Source organism: Citrobacter sp. Cpo061, assembly GCF_030332845.1.
GTDB classification, from domain to species: Bacteria; Pseudomonadota; Gammaproteobacteria; order Enterobacterales; family Enterobacteriaceae; genus Citrobacter; species Citrobacter portucalensis.
In genome coordinates this window covers 502,786-528,171 of the sequence record NZ_JAOWHB010000036.1, presented here as the reverse complement: position 1 = coordinate 528,171, position 25,386 = coordinate 502,786, and the positions used below count along the sequence as shown (strand labels likewise).

The 25,386-nt window shown below is 50.7% G+C and carries 24 protein-coding genes and 1 other RNA gene; 13 read left to right on the top strand and 12 right to left on the bottom strand.

Features of this window, described 5'->3' with window-relative positions; all coding sequences use genetic code 11:
• Nucleotide 1: 1 nt before the first annotated feature.
• From OGX97_RS08550 to ydiK, 8 genes are all read right to left on the bottom strand, one after another.
• Complete coding sequence (locus OGX97_RS08550; protein ID WP_235123999.1) at nt 2-1,597, bottom strand: acyl CoA:acetate/3-ketoacid CoA transferase; 1,596 nt, start codon at nt 1,595-1,597, stop codon at nt 2-4.
• A 155-nt stretch (nt 1,598-1,752) separates the two neighbouring features.
• On the bottom strand, nt 1,753-2,511 hold the full coding sequence (aroD, locus tag OGX97_RS08545; RefSeq protein ID WP_235123997.1) for a type I 3-dehydroquinate dehydratase: 759 nt from the start codon (nt 2,509-2,511) through the stop codon (nt 1,753-1,755).
• A gap of 36 nt (nt 2,512-2,547) precedes the next feature.
• Complete coding sequence (ydiB, locus tag OGX97_RS08540) at nt 2,548-3,414, bottom strand: quinate/shikimate dehydrogenase (protein WP_235123988.1); 867 nt, start codon at nt 3,412-3,414, stop codon at nt 2,548-2,550.
• Nucleotides 3,415-3,435: 21 nt separating this feature from the next.
• Complete coding sequence (locus OGX97_RS08535; protein WP_111465728.1) at nt 3,436-4,671, bottom strand: MFS transporter; 1,236 nt, start codon at nt 4,669-4,671, stop codon at nt 3,436-3,438.
• A gap of 240 nt (nt 4,672-4,911) precedes the next feature.
• The gene (locus OGX97_RS08530) at nt 4,912-6,132 is read right to left on the bottom strand and encodes an MFS transporter (protein WP_235123972.1); all 1,221 of its coding nucleotides are present in this window, start codon (nt 6,130-6,132) and stop codon (nt 4,912-4,914) included.
• A 48-nt stretch (nt 6,133-6,180) separates the two neighbouring features.
• Nucleotides 6,181-6,537 (bottom strand): YdiL family protein, encoded by a 357-nt coding sequence (locus OGX97_RS08525; protein ID WP_235123969.1) that lies wholly within the window; start codon nt 6,535-6,537, stop codon nt 6,181-6,183.
• A 157-nt stretch (nt 6,538-6,694) separates the two neighbouring features.
• An RNA gene (rprA, locus tag OGX97_RS08520) (antisense sRNA RprA) lies at nt 6,695-6,802 on the bottom strand.
• Between the two features lie 183 nt (nt 6,803-6,985).
• Complete coding sequence (gene ydiK, locus OGX97_RS08515) at nt 6,986-8,095, bottom strand: AI-2E family transporter YdiK (RefSeq protein WP_003832632.1); 1,110 nt, start codon at nt 8,093-8,095, stop codon at nt 6,986-6,988.
• Between the two features lie 213 nt (nt 8,096-8,308).
• On the opposite strand from ydiK, the gene ydiJ reads away from it, so the two are divergent.
• The 3 genes from ydiJ to OGX97_RS08500 all read left to right on the top strand — a co-directional run bounded on the left by ydiJ (nt 8,309) and on the right by OGX97_RS08500 (nt 12,038).
• Entirely contained in the window at nt 8,309-11,365 is a 3,057-nt protein-coding gene (gene ydiJ, locus OGX97_RS08510) for a D-2-hydroxyglutarate dehydrogenase YdiJ (RefSeq protein WP_057067855.1), read from the top strand.
• A complete protein-coding gene (menI, locus tag OGX97_RS08505; RefSeq protein WP_008784603.1) occupies nt 11,362-11,772 on the top strand; it encodes a 1,4-dihydroxy-2-naphthoyl-CoA hydrolase in 411 nt (136 codons plus the stop codon). Before ydiJ ends, menI begins: the two co-directional genes overlap by 4 nt.
• A gap of 77 nt (nt 11,773-11,849) precedes the next feature.
• Nucleotides 11,850-12,038: a YdiH family protein gene (locus tag OGX97_RS08500; protein ID WP_003030540.1), complete on the top strand. Its 189-nt coding sequence runs from the start codon at nt 11,850-11,852 to the stop codon at nt 12,036-12,038.
• Nucleotides 12,039-12,105: 67 nt separating this feature from the next.
• On the opposite strand, the gene OGX97_RS08495 is transcribed toward OGX97_RS08500, so the two are convergent.
• The gene (locus OGX97_RS08495; RefSeq protein ID WP_008784605.1) at nt 12,106-12,957 is read right to left on the bottom strand and encodes a Vmh family MBL fold metallo-hydrolase; all 852 of its coding nucleotides are present in this window, start codon (nt 12,955-12,957) and stop codon (nt 12,106-12,108) included.
• A gap of 121 nt (nt 12,958-13,078) precedes the next feature.
• Between OGX97_RS08495 and OGX97_RS08490 the strand changes: the two genes are divergently transcribed.
• From OGX97_RS08490 to ldtE, 8 genes are all read left to right on the top strand, one after another.
• Entirely contained in the window at nt 13,079-13,954 is an 876-nt protein-coding gene (locus OGX97_RS08490; RefSeq protein WP_235123966.1) for a LysR family transcriptional regulator, read from the top strand.
• A gap of 488 nt (nt 13,955-14,442) precedes the next feature.
• Nucleotides 14,443-14,811, top strand: a complete 369-nt coding sequence (gene sufA, locus OGX97_RS08485; RefSeq protein ID WP_003832645.1) for a Fe-S cluster assembly scaffold SufA — start codon at nt 14,443-14,445, stop codon at nt 14,809-14,811.
• Between the two features lie 8 nt (nt 14,812-14,819).
• The gene (gene sufB, locus OGX97_RS08480) at nt 14,820-16,307 is read left to right on the top strand and encodes a Fe-S cluster assembly protein SufB (protein ID WP_020996440.1); all 1,488 of its coding nucleotides are present in this window, start codon (nt 14,820-14,822) and stop codon (nt 16,305-16,307) included.
• Between the two features lie 16 nt (nt 16,308-16,323).
• Entirely contained in the window at nt 16,324-17,070 is a 747-nt protein-coding gene (sufC, locus tag OGX97_RS08475) for a Fe-S cluster assembly ATPase SufC (protein ID WP_174770334.1), read from the top strand.
• Nucleotides 17,045-18,316: a Fe-S cluster assembly protein SufD gene (gene sufD, locus OGX97_RS08470; RefSeq protein WP_235123963.1), complete on the top strand. Its 1,272-nt coding sequence runs from the start codon at nt 17,045-17,047 to the stop codon at nt 18,314-18,316. Before sufC ends, sufD begins: the two co-directional genes overlap by 26 nt.
• Nucleotides 18,313-19,533 (top strand): cysteine desulfurase SufS, encoded by a 1,221-nt coding sequence (sufS, locus tag OGX97_RS08465; RefSeq protein WP_008784609.1) that lies wholly within the window; start codon nt 18,313-18,315, stop codon nt 19,531-19,533. Before sufD ends, sufS begins: the two co-directional genes overlap by 4 nt.
• A gap of 12 nt (nt 19,534-19,545) precedes the next feature.
• The gene (gene sufE / locus OGX97_RS08460; protein ID WP_003832654.1) at nt 19,546-19,962 is read left to right on the top strand and encodes a cysteine desulfuration protein SufE; all 417 of its coding nucleotides are present in this window, start codon (nt 19,546-19,548) and stop codon (nt 19,960-19,962) included.
• Between the two features lie 123 nt (nt 19,963-20,085).
• Entirely contained in the window at nt 20,086-21,090 is a 1,005-nt protein-coding gene (ldtE, locus tag OGX97_RS08455; protein WP_008784610.1) for a L,D-transpeptidase LdtE, read from the top strand.
• A gap of 68 nt (nt 21,091-21,158) precedes the next feature.
• On the opposite strand, the gene lpp is transcribed toward ldtE, so the two are convergent.
• From lpp to ynhH, 3 genes are all read right to left on the bottom strand, one after another.
• Nucleotides 21,159-21,395, bottom strand: coding sequence for a murein lipoprotein Lpp (gene lpp / locus OGX97_RS08450; protein ID WP_003029373.1), 237 nt, complete (start codon nt 21,393-21,395; stop codon nt 21,159-21,161).
• Nucleotides 21,396-21,704: 309 nt separating this feature from the next.
• Nucleotides 21,705-23,117: a pyruvate kinase PykF gene (gene pykF / locus OGX97_RS08445; RefSeq protein ID WP_003029366.1), complete on the bottom strand. Its 1,413-nt coding sequence runs from the start codon at nt 23,115-23,117 to the stop codon at nt 21,705-21,707.
• A gap of 7 nt (nt 23,118-23,124) precedes the next feature.
• The gene (ynhH, locus tag OGX97_RS08440; protein ID WP_244293978.1) at nt 23,125-23,319 is read right to left on the bottom strand and encodes a protein YnhH; all 195 of its coding nucleotides are present in this window, start codon (nt 23,317-23,319) and stop codon (nt 23,125-23,127) included.
• Nucleotides 23,320-23,694: 375 nt separating this feature from the next.
• Here ynhH and OGX97_RS08435 point away from each other — a divergent pair, with 375 nt between their 5' ends.
• Together OGX97_RS08435 and OGX97_RS08430 are read left to right on the top strand one after the other, a co-directional pair.
• The gene (locus OGX97_RS08435; RefSeq protein ID WP_063941515.1) at nt 23,695-24,717 is read left to right on the top strand and encodes a methionine ABC transporter ATP-binding protein; all 1,023 of its coding nucleotides are present in this window, start codon (nt 23,695-23,697) and stop codon (nt 24,715-24,717) included.
• Nucleotides 24,710-25,378, top strand: coding sequence for a methionine ABC transporter permease (locus OGX97_RS08430; RefSeq protein ID WP_003029361.1), 669 nt, complete (start codon nt 24,710-24,712; stop codon nt 25,376-25,378). The genes OGX97_RS08435 and OGX97_RS08430 overlap by 8 nt, the downstream gene beginning before the upstream one ends.
• The last annotated feature ends 8 nt before the right edge of the window (nt 25,379-25,386 follow it).

The following is a 25,386-nucleotide window of genomic DNA, read 5'->3' as shown; positions in this document are numbered from 1 at the left end:
TTTAATTGGCGGCGTCGGGTAATACAAAACCCATCGAGACATCGATAAATAATCTTTCGTCCATCAGCTTCAGATTTGGCGAAATAATTGGCGTAAAATCCATCTTGTCCAGGATGTCTTCCTGTAAAGAGACTCCCGGTGCAATTTCGATTAAATGAAGACCATCTGCTTTTAACGTAAAGACAGCGCGTTCAGTGATGTAACGCACATCAAGTCCACGTTCGAGAGCAATTTTTCCGCTGAAAGTCACTTCAGGTAATTCGTTGACGAATTTTTTCACCCGACCTTCCTGCACGATATTTAACTTGCCATCGGCAACTTCCGTTTTCAGACTTCCGGCAGTTAACGTGCCGCAGAAAATAATTTTTTTGGAGGTGGCGCTAATATCGATAAAACCGCCGGTACCCATGATTTTGCCATTGAATTTGTGTACGCCGACGTTGCCGTGGCGATCGACTTCGGCAAAACTTAAATAGCACACGTCCAGTCCACCACCGTGATAGAAGTCAAACTGGGAGGTCATATCCAGAATGGCGCGGGTGTTGACGTTGGCGCCGAAAGCAATACCTTGAGAGGTGATGCCGCCAATCGGACCCGTTTCGACTGTCAGAATAAAATCGTCAGCACAGCCTTCTTCGCGCGCGACGAGGCCAATGCCATCGGCAATGCCTACGCCAACGTTGCCGACCGCACCTTTGCGCATTTCAAACAGGGCGCGTCTGGCCACCAGTTTACGCTGATTGAGCGGCAGGGCAGTCTGTTGGCTGTCATCGAGAACAAAATCGCCAGAGATAAAGCGGTTAACCGGCGCGCCACCATACAGTTGCGTTTGGTCGGGGTCGATGACCACAATATCGACCAGATAGCCGGGAATACGCACCGATTTCGGATGCAACGTGGCTTTCTTCACCATCTTTTGCACCTGCATCATAACGATGCCACCGTTATTGTGTACGGCCTGGGCAATCACCAGCGCATCAAGATACATCACTTCATCTTCAAAGGTGGCGTAGCCTTCACTGTCGCAAGTGGTGGCGCGAATAAAGGCGATGTTTGGCGCAATGGCCTTGTAATACAGATACTCTTTGTTATCAATTTCCACCAATTTGATCAGATCTTCGGTGGTCACTTCATTCAGCTTACCGCCCTGTTGGCGAGGGTCAACAAATGTACCAATGCCGATATCACTAAGGATCCCCGGCTGGTGAGCCGCCGATGCACGCAGGGTTTGGGTTAATACGCCCTGAGGATAGTTATAGGCGGCAATTTTATTTTGTTCAGCCAGATCGGAGATTCGCGGTGATTGTCCCCAGTGTCCGCATAATGCCCATTTGACTAAACCTTCCTGTGCCAGTGGGCTAATTCCCCGGTCGGCACGGTCACCCAAACCTGTAGGACTAATCAATGCTAAATTTCGCGGTGACTGAGAGTTTTTATATTTTTCAGCCAGTGCATTAATTAATGTTGTTGCTTCGAGAATACCCCCTCCAGCACCTAATACACAAAGCGTTGCTTCATCAGGAATATAATTGACTGCATCTGCAGCGGATAATACGGGTACCCGACCATCTATACGATTTGGCCTTGAAAATTTCATGTGAACTCCAGATTATATGCGTGCGACTACCTGTCGCTATATTCGACAATAATATTGTGAGTTATTTAATAACGCTTAATTACCGGCCAGATATCCGTGGTTAGACGAATATCTGGGGTGGGGCATTACTGATATTTATATGGATATATCTGTAATTAAGCCTGATGCAATATTGTCAATACAGTACGCAGGTCGGTGACCGAAATTTGTCCTGGTGCGGAGGCTTTTTTTACTGCCCCAAAGGTTGCCGCTGAACCGAAAACCTCACCAGACAGACGTGAAATCACCCCTGTTTTAGCCATCGACATGGTGATTATCGGGCGATCGGCATAGCGTTCTTGCATTTCCAGCGTGGCACTAAGCAGCGTCAGAACATCCGTTTTATTTTGCGGCATCAAGGCAATCTTCGGAATATCTGCGCCCAGCTCCTGCATTTTACGCAGGCGCTGGACAATCTCTTCCGCGGCTGGTGTCTTATGAAAATCGTGATTGGACATAATCACAAAGACATTTTTCGCATGCGCATGCTCGACGGTCGCTTTGACCAGTTCGTCACCGGTAAACAGTTCCAGATCGATCATATCCACCAGACTGCTGTCTACCGCCGCGCGGTTAAGTGCAATATAGTGCTCGACAGACAGAGCCTGTTCACCGCCTTCTTTGGCGCTACGGAAGGTGAAAAGCAGTGGTTTGTCAGCCATCACATCGCGGATGGTGCGCGCAGCTTCCAACACCGCCTCAATGGAAGAGACATCGGTGAAATGGTCTACGCGCCATTCCAGAATGTCGAAATCCGCTTCGCGATAGGCCAGCGCTTCGCTTTTTACCGTTGCGATGTCTTTACCCATCAGCGAGACAATGATCTTCGGCGCACCCTCGCCAATAACGAGGTTTTTTACGGTTACGGTTTTCATTGATTACCCTTTAACTATTGTACAAATGCTTGCCCGTCAGGCGGCAAAACCCATAACCTGTTTCACATACTCCAGTGGGAAATCTTTCCCGGTCCAGAGCTTGAACTGTTCAGCCCCTTGCCACAACAACATGCCGTAACCATCAATTGTTTTGCAACCAGCACTTTGTGCCTGCTGCAATAATTTGGTCATATGCGGGTTGTAGACGCATTCGGTTACCAGCAGTTCCGGACGCAGCAGGGAAGCGTCGGTCACGAGAGATTCATTTTCCAGCGGCTTCATGCCGACTTTAGTGCCGTTGGTCAAAATATCTGCGCTGGCAAGTGCGTCAGCAAAAGCCTGGCGATCGGCGAGATCGATAACGGTGACCACGCAGTCGGTGTTTTCATTGACGCGTTTGGCAAACTCCTGCGCTTTGGCAAAAAACTCATCCTGGCGGTTAAAGAGTTTAATTTCTTTGACGCCTTCAATCGCTGCCTGTGCACCAATAGCCGTCGACGCACCGCCTGCGCCCAACAGTACCATGGTTTTACCTTTGATATCGAAACCACTTTCCTTAATTGCACGAATATGGCCCGTGCCATCGGTATTGTAACCGCGCAGGTAACCATCATCATTGACGATAGTGTTAATTGCGCCGACCAGCTTGGCTGCGGGTGTTAATTCATCAACATACTCACATGCCAGTTGCTTGTTGGGCATTGAGACCCCGGTCCCCCGCATCTTTAAGGCCTTCAGCCCGGCAATGGCATTAGCAAACGTTGAGTTATCAACTTCAAATGCCATGTAAGTGAATGGCAATCCCGCTTTTTCTAATGCCTTATTTTGCATTTCAGGCGACAGACTGTGTCTGATAGGGTAAGCCATCAAACCAATCAGTTCATATTTAGCAGTTACGTCCATTTGATACTCCTTCTAAACAATTTATTGAAAATAACGCTCGCCCAACCGCACATCATTTTTGGGGATATCAAATACGCGGTAGTAACGAATAAAGACGATGATGGCGGTGACAAAAGCCAACAGAGCAAATGCAAGGTCCAGCAAAATAATGTATTGCAGACCAATGTTAGAGAGGTATCCGGTGATTAATGGGATAATAAAGTTGGCTACGCCACCCATCATCATATAAATACTGGTGACTTTGGCCTTGCTCTTGGGAAAGAACTCTGACATCACCGAGACACCGAGCTGTAAAATACCGCCAGCGGCAGAAAATCCAATGAGAAATGAACCGGCGTTACATACCAGCGGAGATGGGTATAAATAGATCATGGCTGCGGTGATGGTTGCCAGTCCGGCGTTAAATACGTTTGCCCAAATAGGTCGTACCCATTTTTTCAACAGTGCGGCAAAGATAAATACGCAGACCAACGACCCCATACTGTAGTAAGAGATTGTTTTCAGTGCGTCGGATTCTGCCATACCGGCAAAGGCCATCGCATATTTCGGCATCCAGACCACGATGACGTAAAAAGTCGAAAAGGCAGCAACACCAAACATGACGGATGCCACACCTTCCAGCCAGACCAACGGTTTACTGTTCATCTGTGGCAGATCTTTCGCGATGCCGGCATCCACCATCTGGCTGGGGAAACGACTTTTTAGCAGCATCAGGGTAATGACTACAAACAACGCACCCGGGATAATGACCGCATAACCGTACCAGATATGGTTGAGCAGCATGGTGCTGACGACGATGGGGTAGATCATCTGCCCAAACGAGACCATAGCTTTCACCAGGATAACGGCTGAGCCAGAGGCTTTAGGGAAGCATTCCATTAACGCCGGGTACCCACCGGTATCCAGTGCCGAGTTTGCCACACCAACGCAAACGGCCAGAATAAAGGCAATCATCAGATTAGGGCTGGCGGGAATACCGAAGAAGAACAGTATATAAAGAATAGCCCCTAACAGAATGATAGCCCGACGACCAAATTTATCTGAGAGCACGCCAAAGAATAATATGCTCACCAGTCGTCCCAGACCAATGCCTGAAATCAAATAGGCAATTCCTGCATTGTCGGTGGAAAACTTTTCTGCAAGAGAGGTCATATTTTGCGCCAGTGTAATGACGCTAATGCCGTGTAGGAAATAACTTAAATAAATACAGGTTATCGCCAAAAGAAATGGCGTATTAAAGGTCTTGCTTTGAGACATTTTCACAACTCCTTGCGGATTTTAAAATTGTTCTGTGCTCGTCGATATTGTTTAAATTGCGGCGACCTTGTAATTAATATACCGGGTGGCAGCCACAGAACCTACATAGCATGGCGTTTAAGTTACCAGGTATATTGCATAACACACTGTGAAATTGAACTCTGCCAGCCGGTGTTTTGTTGATGTTTTAAAACATATGCCAATTATTTTGCAGAAGGGGGGAACAATATTGCATCCACGCTATTCTACGGCTTGTATCATTTTTAGCTGATGCTTTGACGCGATGTGGCTGCGATAACCAATAAATAACGCCAACAGGAACCCAACAGCAGCTATGCCAGTATCAAACCACATGATGTGAGCAATACTGGTTTCTGAGAGTTTTGCTGTTATCAATGGAATGGTGAAGGTCGCAATGCTGCCCGCGCTATAGTAAATCCCGGTCGCTTTACCCTTCGCATGCGGAAAGCGTGCGGCCATGAGCGTTAAACCGATTTGCACAACGCCCCCAGCGGAAGAAAAACCGATGACAAACGCAAAGATAATGACCACGTAGGGTGTCGGATGCAGACAAACCATCAGCAATGCGACAAATGAGATAAACGTATACAGCATCAGCATCGATGTCGCGCGTTCTGCTTTTCGCGCCAGCGGGGCGGTGATCAGCACGCACAGTAGAGAGCCGCAGGTATAAATGCTTAACAGTTTGATAGATAACGTATAGGACATTCCTGCGACAAACTGTCCGTATTGCGCCAGCCACTGGCTTACCAGGTAAAATGTTGCCATTGCGATGTAGCCGTATAGGGTGTAACTGGCAAGGTCGAGCAGGGAGCAACGATGTTCAGGTTGTGCGATTTCTCGTTCAGCAGGTTGTGCCCGGATGACGATATGAGTCCCGGGGTGTGGCGGAAACCGACAGCGAAACAAAAACACGCCGTTGAGTATCATAACGGCAGCCGCCAGCAGGAAGGACCAGCCAAACCAAAGTTCGCTCCACACCAGCAGGCTGATGATCATTGGCAGCAAGAACTGACCGCTGGAGACGAAGGCTTTAATCAAAATATTGGCTGTGCTGGGGGAGCGGGGGAATGCCTCCATCAGGCTGGGATAGGTTCCGGCATCGAGAAAACTGTTTGCCATTCCTGCTAAAAAACCAAAAGCATAGGCAAGAAAAATACTGTGAGTATTGATGATGCCAATAAAGAAAATCAGGTAGCAGGTCATACCAAGGATAATAAATGGTCTGCGACCGTAGCGATCGGAAAGCATCCCTGCCACTAATAAAACGCTTAAGCGGCCGATGCCGAGTGAGGAAATAACAATCGAGACGCCCGCAGCATTGGTTTGCCACTGTTGTTCCAGCGAAGACATATTGAGGCTCATCAGAATGACCCCCATACCGTGCACAAGGTAATTTAGGTACAGCCCTATCGCAGTGGAGAAATAGGTGTTTTTCATAATGTGTTACTCAGCGAAGAGGCTAAATAGGTATGGCGTTGCAATCTCTTAACACATACGCTCGAGATCGTGAGCATAGAGTTCAACAGCAACCGACTGATAGATTTTCCAGTCGAGAAAACCATCGTGGTGATAAACCGCCTGAAAAGCGTTCAGATCGGGGAAAAAACGCATGGTGTTATTACCGATACGATTATTTATTTTGTCGATAATTGCATTAATTCTTAACTTCCTCCTGGCTTTCATTTCTGAACAAATGCGGATGATGTCTTCTGGAATTTCTCTTTCACCCTTTTCCCATTGCTGCCAGGCGGCAACATTGTTATCGCGCGCGATATACCTGGCGCTTTCTTCCACCGTCATAGCAAAAATATGGCGGATCGCCTGTAGTTCTAATGCGTTCATTATTTGGTCACTTCATAAAAGACGGTGGAATAGTAATAACATTGCTGTGGATATTTCTGCTTGAAGAGAGTCACAGTATTTTGTGCAATATTATTTGTTCCTTGACGGGGAAGATAATGTGTTGGTGCGTTAAGGTTGGTGGAGTGGCGCGCGAAAGACAAAAAAAAGCCCAACGTGGGAGTTGGGCAAAGACTACACACAGCAATTCGTTGTTTCACTCAGGGGATTTCCATGCTTATAAATCAATGTGTTGATCTAAAGCCATGAGCTAATAGTAGGCATAGTGATTTTTTACGTCGATCAGATTCATCTCAATAGTTTAAAAACTGTAAAGAATTTGCGACACAAATGATTATTTAAAGAAGGACGAGGTTGGGTCTAATCCCGCAAGAGGGAGGATTGATTAGTATTGTTAAACAATCAGGCGGCGCTGCCGCCTGATGTTGGATTACTTATTGCGTTCGATTTCAGCAATTTCTTCGAGGATTTCATCCGGATTGGTACCTGGCGCAGGGGCTTCGTTTACCCAGGCGGAGAACAGACGCCAGGAAACGGCCAGCACTACTGGACCGATAAACAGACCAATCATGCCGAAGGCAATCAGTCCGCCGATGACCCCGGAGAGAATCAGGATCAGTGGCAAATCAGCCCCCATACGAATCAGCATTGGTCGAATTACGTTATCCAGTGTTCCGACCACGCCGCTCCACACCAGCAGCACTGTGCCCCAGGTGGAATCCCCCGTCCAGTATAGCCAGATAATGGCCGGAATCAGCACTGGCAACGGCCCCAGTTGCACCAGACAAGACAGGATCATCAATACCGCAAGCAGTGTGGCGTAAGGCACGCCGGTTACCGCCAGACCAATACCCCCGAGCACTGCCTGCACCAGAGCGGTGACCACAACGCCCAATGCGACGGCGCGAATGGCTTGCGCGGCCAGCAGAATGGCAGCATCGCCACGTTTTGAGGCAAGACGGCAAGCGAAGTGACGAATACCTAATGCGACCTGTTCACCGCGCCAGTACAACAGGGCACTGAACAGCAGCATCAGACCACAGTGCATCATAAAGCGGCCGATATGCGCGGCCTGACCGACAAACCAGGTGGTGGTGGTACCGATATAAGGACGAACCTTGGCCATAATGGCCGAACCGCCCATATCCAGTAAACTGTGCCATGCGCCATACATCTTGGCACCCACCAGTGGAATGCTGTTCAACCATGCCAGATCCGGTAGCGTCATATCACCTGCGGTTACGGCATGGATCAGCGGCCCGCTGCCATCGACGATACTGTTAACCAGCAGCGCGATAGGGATGATGAACAACAGCACTAACAACAGTGTCATCACCAGTACGGCAAGTGAACGACGTCCCCAGAGCAATTTTTGTAAGCGTAGCAGGATAGGCCAGGTCGCAATGACAATCGTACCTGCCCAGGCAAAACCGAGGATAAAGGGCTGAACAATCCAGAGACAGGCCACAATCAGGATGGCTAAAAACAGCACCGATAGCAGCACTTGTGCAATATCCCTGGGCTGACGGAAATTTACCATAAATACTTTTCACCTTTGTCTTTGCGCCAGAACGTTGACGCGACGTGAACACGTTAATCACACTCTATAATGATGAGCAATTTCAGCGGTTTTGAACAGGCGGATTCTGCCTGTAAATCTGCTGAGCGTATTAGAAAAAAATGTGATACAACAAACAAAGCAACACGCAAACGATTAAATTCACAACACAGACCGCAGGAAAGGGTCACTATAATGATTCCACAAATTTCTCAGGCGCCAGGTGTCGTTCAGCTGGTGCTCAATTTTTTGCAGGCGCTGGAGCAGCAAGGATTCACGGGTGATACGGCAACGAGCTATGCCGATCGTCTGACAATGTCGACGGATAACAGTATTTATCAGCTGCTTCCTGATGCTGTCGTTTTCCCTCGTTCAACCGCAGATGTGGCGTTAATCGCCCGTCTGGCGGCAGAACCGCTATTCTCGTCGTTGATTTTTACCCCGCGCGGCGGCGGCACCGGGACCAACGGTCAGGCGCTGAACCAGGGCATTATTGTTGATATGTCCCGCTATATGAGCCGGATTATTGAAATCAACCCGCAAGAAGGTTGGGTGCGGGTAGAAGCCGGGGTGATAAAAGACCAGCTCAACCAGTTTCTGAAGCCATATGGCTATTTCTTTGCCCCGGAATTATCCACCAGTAACCGGGCAACGCTCGGCGGGATGATCAACACCGATGCGTCCGGGCAAGGATCGTTGGTTTACGGTAAAACTTCCGATCATGTGTTGGGCATCCGTGCGGTGCTGATGGGCGGTGATATTCTGGATACCCAGCCCATGCCGGTCGAGCTTGCCGAAATGCTGGGTAAAAGCAATACCACGATTGGCCGTATCTATAAGACCGTTTATGAGCGTTGTCGTGATAACCGACAGCTGATCATGGATAAATTCCCGAAACTTAATCGCTTCCTGACGGGTTACGATCTGCGGCACGTCTTTAACGATGAGATGACCGAATTTGATTTAACCCGCATTCTTACCGGCTCTGAAGGTACGCTGGCGTTTATCACCGAAGCCCGCCTTGATATCACGCCACTGCCCAAAGTCAGACAGTTGGTTAACGTTAAGTACGATTCGTTTGATTCGGCGTTGCGTAACGCGCCGGTGATGGTGGAAGCGCGCGCATTGTCGGTAGAAACCGTCGACTCCAAAGTACTCAATCTGGCGCGTGAAGACATCGTCTGGCACTCGGTAAGCGAACTGATTACCGATGTCGCGGATAAAGAGATGCTGGGCCTGAATATTGTCGAGTTTGCCGGTGACGACGAAACCTTGATTAATTCGCAGGTCAGCGCACTCTGCGAACGCCTGGATGGGTTAATCGCTCGCCAGGAAGCGGGCGTTATTGGCTGGCAGCTATGTACCGAACTGGCGGGCGTCGAACGAATTTACGCCATGCGCAAAAAGGCTGTCGGTCTGCTGGGCAATGCAAAAGGTTCCGCGAAGCCAATTCCGTTCGCCGAGGATACCTGCGTTCCTCCGGAGCATCTGGCTGACTATATTGCCGAGTTTCGCGCGCTGCTCGACAGCCATGGTCTGAGTTACGGCATGTTCGGCCACGTGGATGCTGGCGTGCTGCACGTCAGGCCGGCTTTGGATATGTGCGACCCGCAGCAGGAAGTGCTGATGAAACGCATTTCTGATGATGTCGTCGCGCTGACGGCAAAATATGGCGGTCTGTTGTGGGGTGAGCACGGGAAAGGTTTCCGTGCGGAATACAGTCCGGCGTTTTTCGGTGATGAACTGTATCGTGAACTGCGCAAAGTGAAATCGGTGTTTGATCCGCAAAACCGGCTCAACCCTGGCAAAATCTGTCCACCGGAAGACGTTGATGCGCCGATGATGAAAGTGGACGCGGTGAAACGCGGAACGTATGACCGTCAAATCCCGCTGGCCGTACGCCAGGAGTGGCGTGGGGCAATGGAGTGTAATGGCAACGGGTTATGCTTTAACTTCGATGCGAAAAGCCCCATGTGTCCGTCGATGAAAATCAGCCTTAACCGTATCCATTCTCCGAAAGGGCGAGCTACCCTGGTACGTGAATGGCTGCGTCTGTTGGCCGATCGCGGGATCGATCCTGTGCAACTGGAAAAAGAGCTACCGGAGAAACGCGCCAGTTTACGCACGCTGATTACCCGTACCCGCAACAGCTGGCATGCACGCAAGGGCGAATACGATTTCTCGCACGAAGTAAAAGAGGCGATGTCAGGGTGCCTGGCGTGTAAAGCCTGTTCCACACAGTGTCCGATTAAAATTGATGTGCCGGAGTTCCGCTCACGCTTCCTGCAACTGTACCACACGCGTTATCTGCGCCCGTTGCGCGATCATATGGTGGCGACCGTTGAGAGCTATGCACCGCTAATGGCGCGGGCGCCTAAAACGTTTAACTTCTTCATCAATCAGCCGCTGGTGCGAAATCTGGCTAAAAAGCACATTGGAATGGTTGATTTACCGCTATTGTCTGCGCCGTCGCTGCAACGCCAACTTGTGGGGCATCGTTCCGCCAATATGACGCTGGAACAGCTCGAATTACTCAGCCTCGAGCAAAAAGCCCGTACGGTGCTGGTGGTGCAGGACCCTTTCACCAGCTATTACGATGCGCAGGTGGTGGCTGATTTTATACGTCTGGTAGAAAAACTGGGTATGCAGCCGGTACTGCTGCCGTTTTCGCCAAATGGCAAGGCGCAGCACATTAAAGGCTTTTTAAACCGTTTTGCCAAAACGGCGAAAAAGACATCCGAGTTTCTTAACCGGGTAGCGAAGCTGAATATTCCGATGGTGGGTGTTGATCCGGCGCTGGTGCTTTGTTATCGCGATGAATACAAGCTGGTGCTGGGAGAACAGCGGGGTGATTTCCATGTGCTGCTGGCCAACGAATGGTTATCAAAAGCTGTGGAAACACAGCAGTCAGTCGCTGTTGGCGGTGAACCGTGGTACTTCTTTGGCCACTGTACCGAAGTGACGGCTTTACCGGGCGCGCCTGCACAATGGGCGGCTATTTTTGCTCGCTTTGGCGCAAAGCTGGAGAACGTCAGCGTGGGGTGCTGTGGTATGGCTGGCACTTACGGTCACGAAGTGAAGAATCACCAAAACTCATTGGGTATCTATGAGTTATCATGGCACCAGGCAATGCAACGATTGCCACGTAACCGTTGTCTGGCTACAGGGTACTCCTGCCGCAGCCAGGTTAAACGCGTTGAAGGTACGGGCGTTCGCCACCCATTACAGGCACTGCTGGAGATTATAGGATGATCTGGAAACGTGAAGTCACACTCGAGGCGCTTAATGCCATGGGTGAAGGAAATATGGTTGGGTTGCTCGATATTCGTTTTGTGCACATTGGCGACGATACGCTGGAAGCTACGATGCCAGTGGACCATCGCACCAAACAACCCTTTGGTTTGTTGCACGGCGGTGCATCCGTGGTGCTGGCGGAAAGCATTGGTTCGGTAGCTGGCTACTTGTGTACTCAGGGTGAGCAGAAAGTGGTGGGCCTGGAGATCAACGCCAACCATATCCGTTCTGCGCGGGAAGGGCTCGTCAGGGGCGTATGTCGCGCGTTACATACAGGTTCTCGTCACCAGGTGTGGCAAATAGAAATCTTCGATGAGCAGGGGCGATTGTGCTGCACGTCGCGTCTGACGACCGCAATTTTGTGATGCATATTGCTTTTGGTCATTATCTGCACAGGGAATGGTGTTATACTGTGCAGGTTTTGAACACAAGCGAGGATGATATGTCTACCCAATTAGACCCTGCCCAACTGGCAATAGAATTTTTACGTCGTGATAAAACCGATCTTTCACCGGCTCAGTACCTGAAAAGGCTGAAACAGCTTGAGCTGGAGTTTGCAGATCTGTTGGCGCTCTCTTCCACTGAACTGAAAGAAGAGATCTATTTTGCCTGGCGCATGGGCGTTCATTGATTCCGGTATGCTTATCGTAACGAAACCCCGACACGCGTTCGGGGTTATTTTTTGCCTTAAATCTTCATTACCACTTCATCTCGCCGCTGTTAACTTTTGCACTTAGTTCCAGCGAGCTTACGTCTGCAAGGCCTGGCCATGCTGCCGTCATGGTTTTAATCACATAACCCGATCCTTTTTTCGCCCCTAGCGCCTGCTCAAACGACTGCAAATAGTCCTGGGTGAAGCGAATAGCTTTATCACCGGTTGGGCGGTCGCCAATGTAATGACCCGGTACCACCTGAGTGGGCTGTAAGCTCTGCATTTCGCTCAGTACGCTACGCCATGCACTACGTTGTTGTTCAGACTGTGTGTCCGCCGTCCAGACGTGAATACCTGAAGCCACGCCTGTGCCGCCAATAATGGCTCGATTCGCCGGGATCCAGATATACGCGGCATAATCGTTGGCGTGACGCAGTTCCAGCGTTTCGTCATCAACCGTGAACTGCGTTTGCGTAGTCGCCTGCGGAACGGTGAGCGATGTTGGTGCGCCGTCCTTCATTTGCGGGCCCCAGAACTGCAGCTTGGCCTCTTTGGTGGCGCGGATATGGTCTACCACCTGCGGCGTTGCCAGGACTTTTACCTGTGGGAAGGCCTTAACGATGGGCTCCAGACCAAAATAGAAATCTGGATCGCCGGAGGTGATCACAATAGCCTTCAGCGTTTTACCGCTGGCGCGAATCATTTGCACCAGTTGTTCACCATCTTTGGTACTGAACTGGGCGTCAAACAAAATCGCCTCTTTTGGGCCAGACACCAGCGTCGAAGAAACCGGGAAAATAGCCTTATCCTGTGGATTATAGACGTCCAGCTGTAGCGGCGCGGCGAAAGCTGAAGACGCAAACAGAGGTAACAGCAGGGCCAGAGTTTTAACTTTCATACCAGGTAACCTTGTGCAGGAAATTGTCTTTTGATAGTTCCCGTATTTTAAGGATATTCGGATCTGTTAGAATTCCCTCATTAGGACATGCTGAGTTTCATAAAACGATCGGATGGGAACAATGGACAGAGTGATGGCGGCAACGGTATTCAACCATATCTGTGATTTGGGTAGCCTTAGCGCAGCCGCGCGTGCGTTGGGGCTTTCCCGTCCGATGGTCAGTCGTTATCTCGACGAGATGGAAAAATGGGCAGGCGCAAGGCTTCTCCATCGCTCATCGCGTCGCTTGACGATCACGCCAGCGGGTGAAGAGGCATTAGTGAAAACACGTTCTCTGGCGCAACTTTCGCTGGATATTGGTGCCGCCAGTGCCGCGCAAATTCCCTCCGGCACGCTACGTGTAGCCTGCGCCCATTTTACCGCGATGCATATTCTTGCTCCGGTTCTGCCGACGTTTATGGCGCAATATCCGCAATTACGTATTGAGGTGGAGATCAATAATCAACCGGTAAGCCTTGTGGGGGAACGCATCGATGTGGCGATCCGCATAACGGATAATCCAGAGCCAGGGACTATTGCCCGTCGGTTGGGCGACTGTAAATCGGTGCTTTGCGCGTCTGCAGATTATCTGCATCATCATGGCACGCCTGAGACAATCGACGATCTCACACGGCACAATTGCCTGTACTACAGCGGTTTTGCCGGACAATCCTGGCACTTTTTGGATCCTCAGGGGCAGCCTGTCTCCGTTGCAATCAAAGGGAATTTGAGTGCAGGGATCTCTTCGCTGCTCTGCGAGTCGGCGGTGGCCGGAATGGGGATCGCGTTGGTGCCAGAGCTGGAGGCGCAGGAAGGGCTGGCGCAGGGAAAGCTAATTCGATTACTGCCAGAACTTCAACCTAAGTGCCTGCCGATTTATGGTTTATACCTTTCGCGTGAACATCAACCCGCAGGGCTACGCCTGCTGCTGGACACGCTCAGTGAGGCACAGCGTTAAATATGTGATTGAACGCGTTTATAAAAGAGTCAAACCGCAATTAGTGTTAAAAAAAACTAATCGGTGTATGAGATTCTTCTTATCGCCCCTTCAAGAGCTAAGCCAATATGAGTGCCGGAGATAAGCGCCGGATGGGGCCGGAACCCTTAAGCCTGCCAACAAGCAGACTTAAGGGTTTTTTGTTGTTTGTTTATTATTTGAATTGTTTTTCCCTACCTTCATCCCCACCTATCCCTTAAATAGACATTTTCTATACATCTTTTGTCATTTGACCTGACTGAACGATTGGATTTTCATAATCCATTATTAATCAATGCATTGAACAAAATAATCCATCCCTGTAAACCCTCGCTGCAGGGTCTATGCTTAGTAAAAGTAGTCAAAAAGGGCGATTAACCCGAATGCCCCTGCTGTTGAGGGGTTGAAGTGATAATCATTATCACTAACATGGTGTTATAGCTTAAAAGCTAGTGACTCGAGGTAACTCTATGGAATTGCATTCAGGAACATTTAACCCGGACGATTTTGCCTGGCGTGGGCTGACGTTAACGCCAGCGGCTGCGGCGCATATCCGTGAACTGGTGGCAAAGCAACCTGACATGTTGGGTGTGCGTTTAGGCGTGAAGCAAACAGGGTGCGCGGGATTCGGTTACGTGCTGGATACCGTCCGCCAACCCGAAAAAGACGATCTGCTGTTTGAAACGGAGGGCGCCAGACTTTATGTGCCGTTGCAGGCGATGCCGTTCATTGACGGCACAGAAGTCGATTTCGTTCGCGAAGGATTAAACCAGTTATTTAAATTTCATAACCCGAAAGCCCAGAACGAATGCGGCTGTGGCGAAAGTTTTGGGGTATAGGCGGTACTATGTCTCGTAATACTGAAGCAACTGACGATGTCAACACCTGGGCTGGCGGGCACCTTAATTACAAAGAGGGCTTCTTCACCCAACTGCAAACCGATGAGCTGGCAAAAGGGATCAATGAAGATGTCGTGCGCGCGATTTCGGCAAAACGAAATGAACCCGACTGGATGCTGGAATTTCGCCTGAATGCCTTTAAAGCGTGGCTGACCATGGAAGAACCACACTGGCTTAAAGCACATTACGACAAACTGAATTATCAGGAGTACAGCTATTACTCCGCACCTTCCTGCGGTAACTGCGATGAAACCTGTGCGTCTGAACCGGGAGCGGTACAGCAAACGGGCGCGAATGCATTTTTAAGCAAAGAGGTTGAGGACGCATTCGAACAGCTTGGCGTGCCGGTACGTGAAGGCAAAGAAGTTGCGGTTGATGCCATTTTCGACTCGGTATCGGTAGCGACCACCTATCGCGACAAACTGGCGGAACAGGGCATTATTTTCTGTTCGTTCGGTGAGGCCATTCACGATCATCCTGAGCTGGTAAAACAGTACCTGGGCACGGTTGTCCCCGGCAATGACAATTTCTTTGCCGCGCTGAATGCGGCGGTGGCATCTGACGGCACGTTTATTTATGTACCGAAAGGCGTACGTTGCCCAATGGAGCTGTCGACCTATTTCCGTATCAATGCGGAAAAAACCGGGCAGTTTGAACGCACCATTCTGGTTGCGGATGAGGGCAGCTACGTCAGCTATATCGAAGGCTGTTCAGCCCCGGTGCGCGACAGTTACCAACTACACGCGGCGGTGGTGGAAGTCATCATCCACAAAGATGCCGAAGTGAAATACTCCACGGTGCAAAACTGGTTTCCCGGCGATGGCAATACGGGCGGTATTTTGAATTTCGTCACCAAGCGCGCACTCTGCGAAGGCGAAAACAGCAAAATGTCGTGGACGCAGTCGGAAACCGGCTCGGCCATTACCTGGAAATACCCAAGCTGCATTTTGCGTGGCGACAACTCGATCGGCGAATTCTACTCCGTCGCGCTGACCAGTGGACATCAGCAGGCCGATACCGGCACCAAAATGATCCACATTGGCAAAAACACCAAATCGACCATTATCTCGAAAGGGATCTCCGCCGGACACAGCCAGAACAGTTATCGCGGCTTAGTGAAAATCATGCCGACCGCTACTAACGCCCGCAACTATACCCAATGCGACTCGATGTTGATCGGTGCGGATTGTGGGGCACACACCTTCCCGTATGTGGAGTGTCGTAACAATAGCGCCCAGCTTGAACATGAAGCCACCACGTCGCGTATTGGTGAAGACCAGTTGTTTTACTGCCTGCAGCGCGGCATCAGTGAAGAGGATGCCATTTCGATGATCGTGAATGGTTTCTGTAAAGACGTGTTCTCTGAACTGCCGCTGGAGTTTGCCGTGGAAGCGCAAAAACTTCTCGCCATAAGTCTTGAGCACAGCGTCGGTTAAATTTTAAGGAAAGCACATGTTAAGCATCAAAGATTTACAGGTCAGTGTGGAAGATAAGGCGATCCTGCGTGGGTTGAGCCTTGAGGTTCACCCCGGAGAAGTTCACGCCATTATGGGACCAAACGGTTCGGGGAAAAGTACGCTTTCTGCAACTCTTGCTGGGCGGGAAGACTACGACGTCACTGGCGGGACGGTAGAGTTCAACGGCAAAGATTTACTGGAACTGTCGCCGGAAGACCGGGCCGGTGAAGGGATCTTCATGGCATTCCAGTATCCGGTGGAAATCCCTGGCGTCAGTAACCAGTTTTTCCTGCAAACGGCGCTGAATGCGGTGCGAAGTTACCGTGGCGAAGAGTCGCTGGATCGATTCGACTTCCAGGATCTGATGGAAGAGAAAATAGCGCTGCTGAAGATGCCGGAAGATTTGCTCACGCGCTCGGTAAACGTCGGTTTCTCCGGCGGTGAGAAAAAACGTAATGACATTCTGCAAATGGCCGTGCTGGAGCCTCAGTTATGCATTCTTGATGAGTCAGATTCCGGGCTGGATATTGATGCGCTGAAAATCGTTGCGGATGGCGTGAACTCGCTGCGTGACGGGAAACGCTCATTCATTATCGTCACTCACTATCAGCGGATCCTGGACTATATCAAACCCGATTTTGTTCACGTTCTCTACCAGGGGCGAATTGTGAAGTCCGGCGATTTTACGCTGGTCAAACAACTGGAGGAGCAAGGTTATGGCTGGCTTAGCGAACAGCAGTAACGTGCTGCAACAGTGGCATCATCTGTTTGAGACGCAAGGGGAGACACGCTCAGACCATGCGCAGCAGCACTTGCAACAGATGCTGCGTCTGGGGCTGCCAACGCGTAAACATGAGGACTGGAAATACACGCCGCTGGAGGGATTAACCAACAGCCAGTTTGTCAGTCATGTCGCTGAGATAACGTCAGCCCAATGTGCAGCGTTGTCGCCGACAATTGATGCTGTACGACTGGTGTTTGTTGACGGGCAATTCTCTCCGACGCTCAGCGACAGTACAGACGGTAGCGGTTTTGACATTACCATTGACGATGCGCGCCAGGCGCTGCCAGCGGCTATCCAACCGGAAGTGTTTTTGCACCTTACCGAAAGCCTGTCCCGTAGCGTAACGCACATTCAGGTGAAGCGTAACCAGCGCCCCGCGAAACCGCTGCTGCTGCTGCACGTAACCCAGGGGCTGGCGGGCGATGAGGTGAATACGGCGCACTATCGCCACCATCTGGAGCTAGCGGAAGGCGCAGAAGCCACCGTCATTGAACACTATGCCAGCCTCAGCGAGCGTCGCCATTTCACCGGCGCACGCTTAACGATGAACGTCGCGGCAAACGCCCATTTGCGCCATATCAAACTGGCGTTCGAAAATCCGTTTAGTCACCACTTCGCGCATAATGACATTCAATTGGGCGCGGATGCTACTGCCGTTAGCCACAGTTTCTTGCTTGGTGATGCGGTATTGCGCCATAACACCAGTACGCAGCTTAACGGTGAAAACACCACGCTTCGGCTGAACAGTCTGGCGATGCCGGTGAAAAATGAAGTCTGTGATACACGGACCTGGCTTGAGCACAACAAAGGGTATTGCAACAGTCGCCAGCTGCATAAAACGATTGTCAGCGATAAGGGACGAGCGGTCTTCAATGGTCTGATCAACGTCGCCCAGCACGCCATCAAAACCGACGGTCAGATGACCAACAATAATTTGTTGCTCGGAAAGCTGGCGGAGGTGGATACCAAGCCACAGCTCGAAATTTACGCCGACGATGTGAAATGCAGCCACGGGGCGACGGTAGGACGGATCGACGACGAACAGATGTTCTATCTGCGTTCGCGAGGGATCGGCCAGCAGGATGCTCAACACATGATTCTCTATGCGTTTGCCGCTGAGCTGACGGAAGCCCTGGGCGATGAAACGCTGAAACAACAGGTACTGGCGCGGATCGCCCAACGCTTGCCGGGAGGCGCAGCATGACATTTCCCATTGAAAAAGTACGGGCTGACTTTCCGGTCCTGACGCGTGAAGTGAACGGTTTACCGTTGGCGTATCTGGACAGCGCTGCCAGCGCGCAAAAACCCAATCAGGTGATTGATGCCGAGGCCGAGTTTTATCGTCACGGCTATGCGGCGGTCCACCGCGGTATTCATACGCTGAGCGCCCAGGCCACGGAAAAAATGGAAAATGTGCGCAAGCTTGCCTCGTTGTTTATTAACGCCCGCTCAGCGGAAGAGCTGGTGTTTGTTCGTGGTACGACGGAAGGCATCAATCTGGTGGCGAACAGCTGGGGCAGCAGCAATGTGCGAGCGGGCGATAACATTATCATCAGCGAAATGGAGCACCACGCCAATATTGTGCCCTGGCAGATGCTGTGTGCCCGCGTAGGGGCAGAGCTGCGCGTTATTCCGCTCAATGCCGATGGTACGTTGCAGCTGGAGACGCTGCCGACGCTGTTTGACGATCGTACGCAACTGCTGGCGATTACCCACGTTTCTAACGTGTTGGGTACCGAGAACCCGTTATCGGAAATGATTGAGCTGGCGCATCAATACGGCGCAAAAGTGTTGGTGGATGGCGCGCAGGCGGTGATGCATCATCAGGTGGATGTCCAGGCACTGGATTGCGATTTTTATGTTTTCTCCGGGCATAAACTTTATGGACCAACCGGTATTGGCGTTCTGTATGCCAGAGAGTCGCTGTTGCAGGAGATGCCACCCTGGGAAGGCGGTGGTTCAATGATTGCGACGGTGAGTTTGAGTCAGGGAACAACGTGGGCTAAAGCCCCCTGGCGTTTTGAAGCCGGAACGCCAAATACCGGAGGTATTATCGGACTCGGCGCGGCTATTGAGTATGTTTCAGCACTGGGGCTTACTGAAATCAGCGAATATGAACAGTTCATGATGCGCTATGCGTTGGAGCAGCTGGCGGATGTGCCGGATTTGACACTCTACGGACCGGATAACCGCCTGGGTGTGATTGCATTTAACCTTGGTAAACATCACGCCTTTGACGTCGGCAGTTTTCTTGATAACTATGGAATAGCCGTGCGGACGGGGCATCACTGCGCTATGCCGCTGATGGCCTACTATAACGTTCCTGCTATGTGCCGGGCGTCGATTGCAATGTACAACACCCATGAAGAAGTGGATCGCCTGGTAACGGGCCTCAAGCGTATTCATCACTTACTGGGCTAACAGGGAGGCGTTATGGCTGCGCTACCGGATAAAGAAAAGTTGTTGCGTAATTTTCTGCGTTGCGCTAATTGGGAAGAGAAATACCTGTACATTATTGAGCTGGGTCAGCGTTTGCCGGAATTAAACGACGACTTACGCTGCCCGGAAAATAGCATCCAGGGATGTCAAAGTCAGGTATGGATTGTTATGAACCAGAATGGCGAAGGGATTATTGAATTACAGGGCGACAGTGATGCGGCAATTGTGAAAGGACTTATTGCCGTGGTGTTCATTTTGTATGATCGCATGACGGCCCAGGATATTGTGAATTTTGATGTGCGTCCGTGGTTTGAAAAAATGGCGCTCGCACAGCACCTCACGCCGTCTCGTTCACAAGGGCTGGAGGCGATGATTCGGGCTATTCGCGCCAAAGCCGCAACTCTTAGCTAAACTGATAAAACACGTTAACTTTCAGACCGACTTGAAAGCGTTCGTGTAAGGCAACGCAGTGACTCGTAAGCCGGATTGGGCGCTCGCCGCCGTCCGGCAAGAACGCCAGGGGGGTGAGTGAGTATGAAACGCGCGTCTGTTATTACGTTAATGCTAATCGGCGCTTACAGCGCTATTCAGGCCGCATGGGCGGTCGATTATCCTTTGCCCCAGGCGAACAGCCGCCTTGTTGGGCAAAACCAAACCTACACCGTGCAGGAAGGCGATAAAAACCTACAGGCGATAGCCCGTAAGTTTGATACCGCTGCCATGCTGATCCTTGAAGCCAACAACACTATTGCCCCCGTACCTAAACCCGGAACCCTGATTACTATTCCCTCACAATTACTGCTGCCGGATGCACCACGCGAAGGCATTATTGTGAATCTGGCGGAACTGCGTCTGTATTACTTCCCGCCGGGAGAGAATATTGTTCAGGTATTCCCAATTGGTATCGGTTTGCAGGGGCTGGAAACGCCGGTAATGGAAACCCGGGTTGGGCAGAAAATCCCGAATCCTACCTGGACCCCTACACCAGGCATCCGTAAACGCTCTCTGGAGCGCGGCATCACATTACCGCCTGTTGTGCCTGCCGGGCCAAATAACCCGTTAGGACGCTTTGCACTGCGTCTGGCGCATGGAAACGGTGAGTATCTGATCCATGGCACCAGCGCGCCGGACAGCGTGGGCCTGCGTGTGAGTTCTGGTTGTATTCGCATGAACGCGCCGGACATTAAAGCACTGTTTGCTCAGGTCCGCACAGGCACGCCGGTCAAGGTGATTAATGAGCCGATAAAATATTCGATTGAGCCGAACGGCATGAGGTATGTCGAAGTGCATCGACCGCTGTCGCCGGAAGAGGAGCAAAACGTCCAGACCATGCCGTATGTGCTGCCAGCCGGTTTCACCCAGTTTAAAGACAATAAAGCGGTGGATAACAGTCTGGTGGAAAGGGCGTTGTATCGTCGCGCAGGTTATCCGGTCACCGTCACTGCCGGGCAAGCATCGGTCGCGAGCAATGGGCCAGAAGTGAAGTCTGCGCAAAATGGCGTGCCGGGAGGAGATGCTGAGGTGCGCGCTACGCAATAACAGGGAAGGGGAATTCAGAGCAAAAAAAATGGCGCACAATGTGCGCCATTTTTATTACACAGATACTATTACTTGCGGTATTTAGTAGCTGCGTTGTCCAGACGCTGGTTAGCGCGAGCTGCGTCATCTTTAGCAGCCTGAACGTCGGAACGCATTGCGTTCACGTCGTTGCTCAGCTGGTCAACTTTAGCGTTCAGAGTCTGAACGTCAGAAGACAGCTGATCGATTTTAGCGTTGCTGGAGCAACCTGCCAGCAGAGTAGAACCCAGGATTACCGCGCCCAGTACCAGTTTAGTACGATTCATTATTAATACCCTCTAGATTGAGTTAATCTCCATGTAGCGTTACAAGTATTACACAAACTTTTTTATGTTGAGAATATTTTTTTGATGGGAATGCACTTATTTTTGATCGTTCGCTCAAAGAAGCATCGAATTGTGCAAAAACGGCTAAAAACCCGAGTGAAAACAGAAAGCTTCCATCGGATTCATCTTAGATAATCACGGATTAGATAGTGAAATCCGATTTGATTTTTTATTAATTGTGGCTATCGATAAAATAAAAAAAGCGCCACCAGGGCGCTTTTTTAAGCAAATTAATTCGCGATGGAATTATTACAGCACGTGAACGGATGCGGTGTTGGTGGTGCCGCTCGGAACCAGTGCACCAGAAACCATAACCACAACGTCACCTTTCTGAGCCAGACCGCTTTCCAGAGCGACTTCTTTACCCAGACGATAGAAATCATCGGTAGAGCTGATTTCTTTAACCACCTGTGCAACAACGCCTTTGCTCAGCACCAGCTGACGCGCGGTAGTTTCGTTGGTGGTCAGCGCCAGGATGGTGGCATCCGGGAAGTATTTACGTACTGCGCGAGCGGATTTACCACCCTGGGTTGCGACGACGATCAGCGGCGCGTCCAGTTTTTCAGCAGTTTCAACCGCGCCACGGCAAACGGCTTCGGTGATGCGCAGTTTGCGGCTGTCGTTGTTGAAGTCCAGACGGCTGGTCATCACACGGTCAGTACGCTCACAGATGGTCGCCATGATGGTAACGGCTTCCAGCGGGTATTTACCTTTTGCAGACTCGCCAGACAGCATTACTGCGTCGGTACCGTCGAGGATGGCGTTCGCTACGTCACCGGCTTCAGCGCGGGTCGGACGCGGGTTTTTGATCATGGAGTCCAGCATCTGGGTCGCAGTGATAACGACTTTACGTGCACGGATACATTTTTCGATGATCATCTTCTGCGCGAAGATAACTTCTTCAACCGGGATCTCAACGCCCATATCGCCACGCGCAACCATGATGCCGTCAGACGCTTCGAGGATTTCGTCGAAGTTGTTCAGGCCTTCCTGGTTTTCGATTTTGGAGATGATCTGGATGTTTTCACCGCCATGCGCTTTCAGGTGCTCACGGATTTCAACGACGTCAGAACGTTTACGGATAAAGGACGCTGCAACGAAGTCAACGCCTTGCTCGCAACCGAAGATCAAGTCTTGTTTGTCTTTTTCAGCCAGTGCTGGCAGCGCGATGGAAACGCCCGGCAGGTTAACGCCTTTGTTTTCGCCCAGGTCGCCGTTGTTCAGCACTTTACAGATAACTTTGTTACCTTCGATGGCGGTAACTTCCATGCCGATCAGACCATCGTCAACCAGAACGGTGTTGCCGACAGACAGATCTTTAGTGAAGCCTTCGTAAGTTACAGCAACGATTTCGTTGTTGCCTACGACAGATTTGTCGGTGGTGAAGGTGAAGGTCTGGCCCGCTTTCAGGGAAACGTCGTTACCGCCTTCCAGTTTGATGGTACGGATTTCCGGACCTTTGGTGTCGAGCAGGATTGCGGCTTTCTTGCCGGTTTTGCTCATAACGTTGCGCAAATTCTTGATGCGCTGACCGTGTTCTGCGTAGTCGCCGTGGGAGAAGTTCAGACGCATGACGTTCATGCCTGCGTCCAGCATTTTGGTTAACATCTCTTCGGATTCGGTTTTCGGACCGATGGTGCAAACAATTTTCGTCTTTTTCATGACAGTCTTAGTCTTTAAGTTGAGAAGGATATGGAAATCTGGCTCCCATCGCGCACGGATGGGAAGCTAAACCTGAGTTACGAAAGTTGTGATGCCTCGCTCTAAGGATAGGTGACATCGAAAAAGCGTGCAGAGGAATGTGTGCTTGTGTTTCAGCCCAACGGGATGGTGAGTTCTGTAGTCGTTGAGTTTTACAGGTCAATGTGCTGAAACCATTCAAGAGACAATTGGCGCGCATTATACGCTGAAAATTATCAAAAAGGAAAATGGAAACAGCGTTTCAAAACACTTCTGTGCAGTTTTACAAAAATTATTCATTAATTTGTTCATCGGTATGGATAAAGAGGTTATCCGGCGTTGCGATTTGTTGCGCAACAAACAGCATTTAACATCTCGATGACTACGTTTTATGCCGTTGACGTCGATGCAGCACTATATTCCTAAAAGTTATATCAAATGCGTTTTAATTCATTTTAAAAGCCAATTCCACTGATTACACTCGTTTGGACATCCATACTGCTAAACAGCCAAAAGCGCTAGCAGAAGAACAATAAGCAGCAGCGGATACCCAAACGACATGATTGTCCTGAAAAATATTTCGAAAGTGTTTACGCCAGGCAGGCTTGCCATCACCGCTGTCGATAACGTCAACCTAACGGTTGAACAGGGGCAGATTTACGGCATTATTGGTTACAGCGGGGCAGGTAAAAGCACCTTAATTCGTTTGCTCAATGGTCTCGAAAAACCGACCTCCGGCAGCGTGACGATTAACGGCCACGATATCTCGGCCGCCAGTGGGGAATCGTTACGCCAGGCGCGACTGAAAATCAGCATGGTGTTTCAACACTTCAATTTGCTGTGGTCGCGGACCGTTAGCGAAAACATTGCGTTCTCTATGCAAATCGCCGGTGCGTCCAAAGCGTCCATCAAAGCGCGGGTTGCTGAACTGATTACGCTGGTTGGGCTGAGCGGTCGTGAAAATGCGTATCCTTCCCAGCTCAGCGGTGGGCAAAAACAGCGTGTAGGAATTGCTCGCGCGCTGGCGAACAATCCAGATGTCCTGCTGTGTGACGAAGCCACATCGGCGCTGGATCCGCAAACTACCGATCAGATCCTCGATTTACTCCTCGATATTAACCGTCGTTTCAAATTAACCATTGTGCTGATCACTCATGAAATGCACGTGGTACGCAAAATCTGCGACCGCGTCGCGGTAATGGAAAACGGCAAGGTCGTTGAGGAAGGTGATGTGCTCAGCGTCTTTACCCATCCTCAGCAGCCTATTACCCGACAGTTTGTTCGTCAGGTGAGCCAGTACACCGAAGAAGACGAGTTTAATCCGCAGCTGGCAAGCGAGTTGGGTGGGGTGGTTATCAAATTAACCTTTACCGGGCAACGTACCCATCGGCCTGTGGTTGGGGAATTGACCCTGCGCTATGGCCTGCCGTTCAACATCTTGCACGGCAAGATGACGCAAACCGCACACGGCGTGTTTGGTCAACTCTGGGTGCACGTGGTGGCCTCTGAGGAACAATTGAACAATATTTTGGCCGACCTGCGCCAGAGCGACATTGAAGGCGAGGTGATTCAACATGGCTGAAGAACTGTTTCCCCATCTGAAGTGGGAACAACTGTTAGCGGCAACCCAGGAAACGCTGTATATGACAGCTCTTTCGGGGGCGGCGACCTTTATCCTGGGCATCGCGCTTGGCCTGGCATTGTTCCTGACAGCGCGCGGCGGATTGTTCCCTAATCGCGCGGTATATAGCGCTATTTCACTGGTGGTGAATATCTTTCGTTCGATCCCATTCATCATTTTGATCGTGCTGCTGATCCCGTTTACCAAAGCGATGGTAGGCACCATTCTCGGCGCCAATGCCGCGTTGCCTGCGCTGATCGTGGGGGCCGCGCCGTTTTATGCGCGTCTGGTCGAAATCGCTCTGCGTGAAGTGGATAAAGGCGTTATTGAAGCGACGCGTTCGATGGGCGCACGGCTGAGCACGCTTATTTTTCGAGTTTTACTGCCGGAATCCTCTCCTGCTCTGGTGTCCGGGATCACCGTGACGCTAATTGCGTTGGTTAGCTACAGCGCGATGGCAGGGGTAATTGGTGCCGGTGGTTTAGGGAATTTGGCCTATCTGGAAGGATTCCAGCGCAACCACAGCGACGTCACGCTGGTGGCGACGGTGACGATTTTGCTCATTGTCTTCATCATCCAGCTTTGCGGCGATGTGATCACCTCTCTGTTAGATAAACGCTAATAAAATAC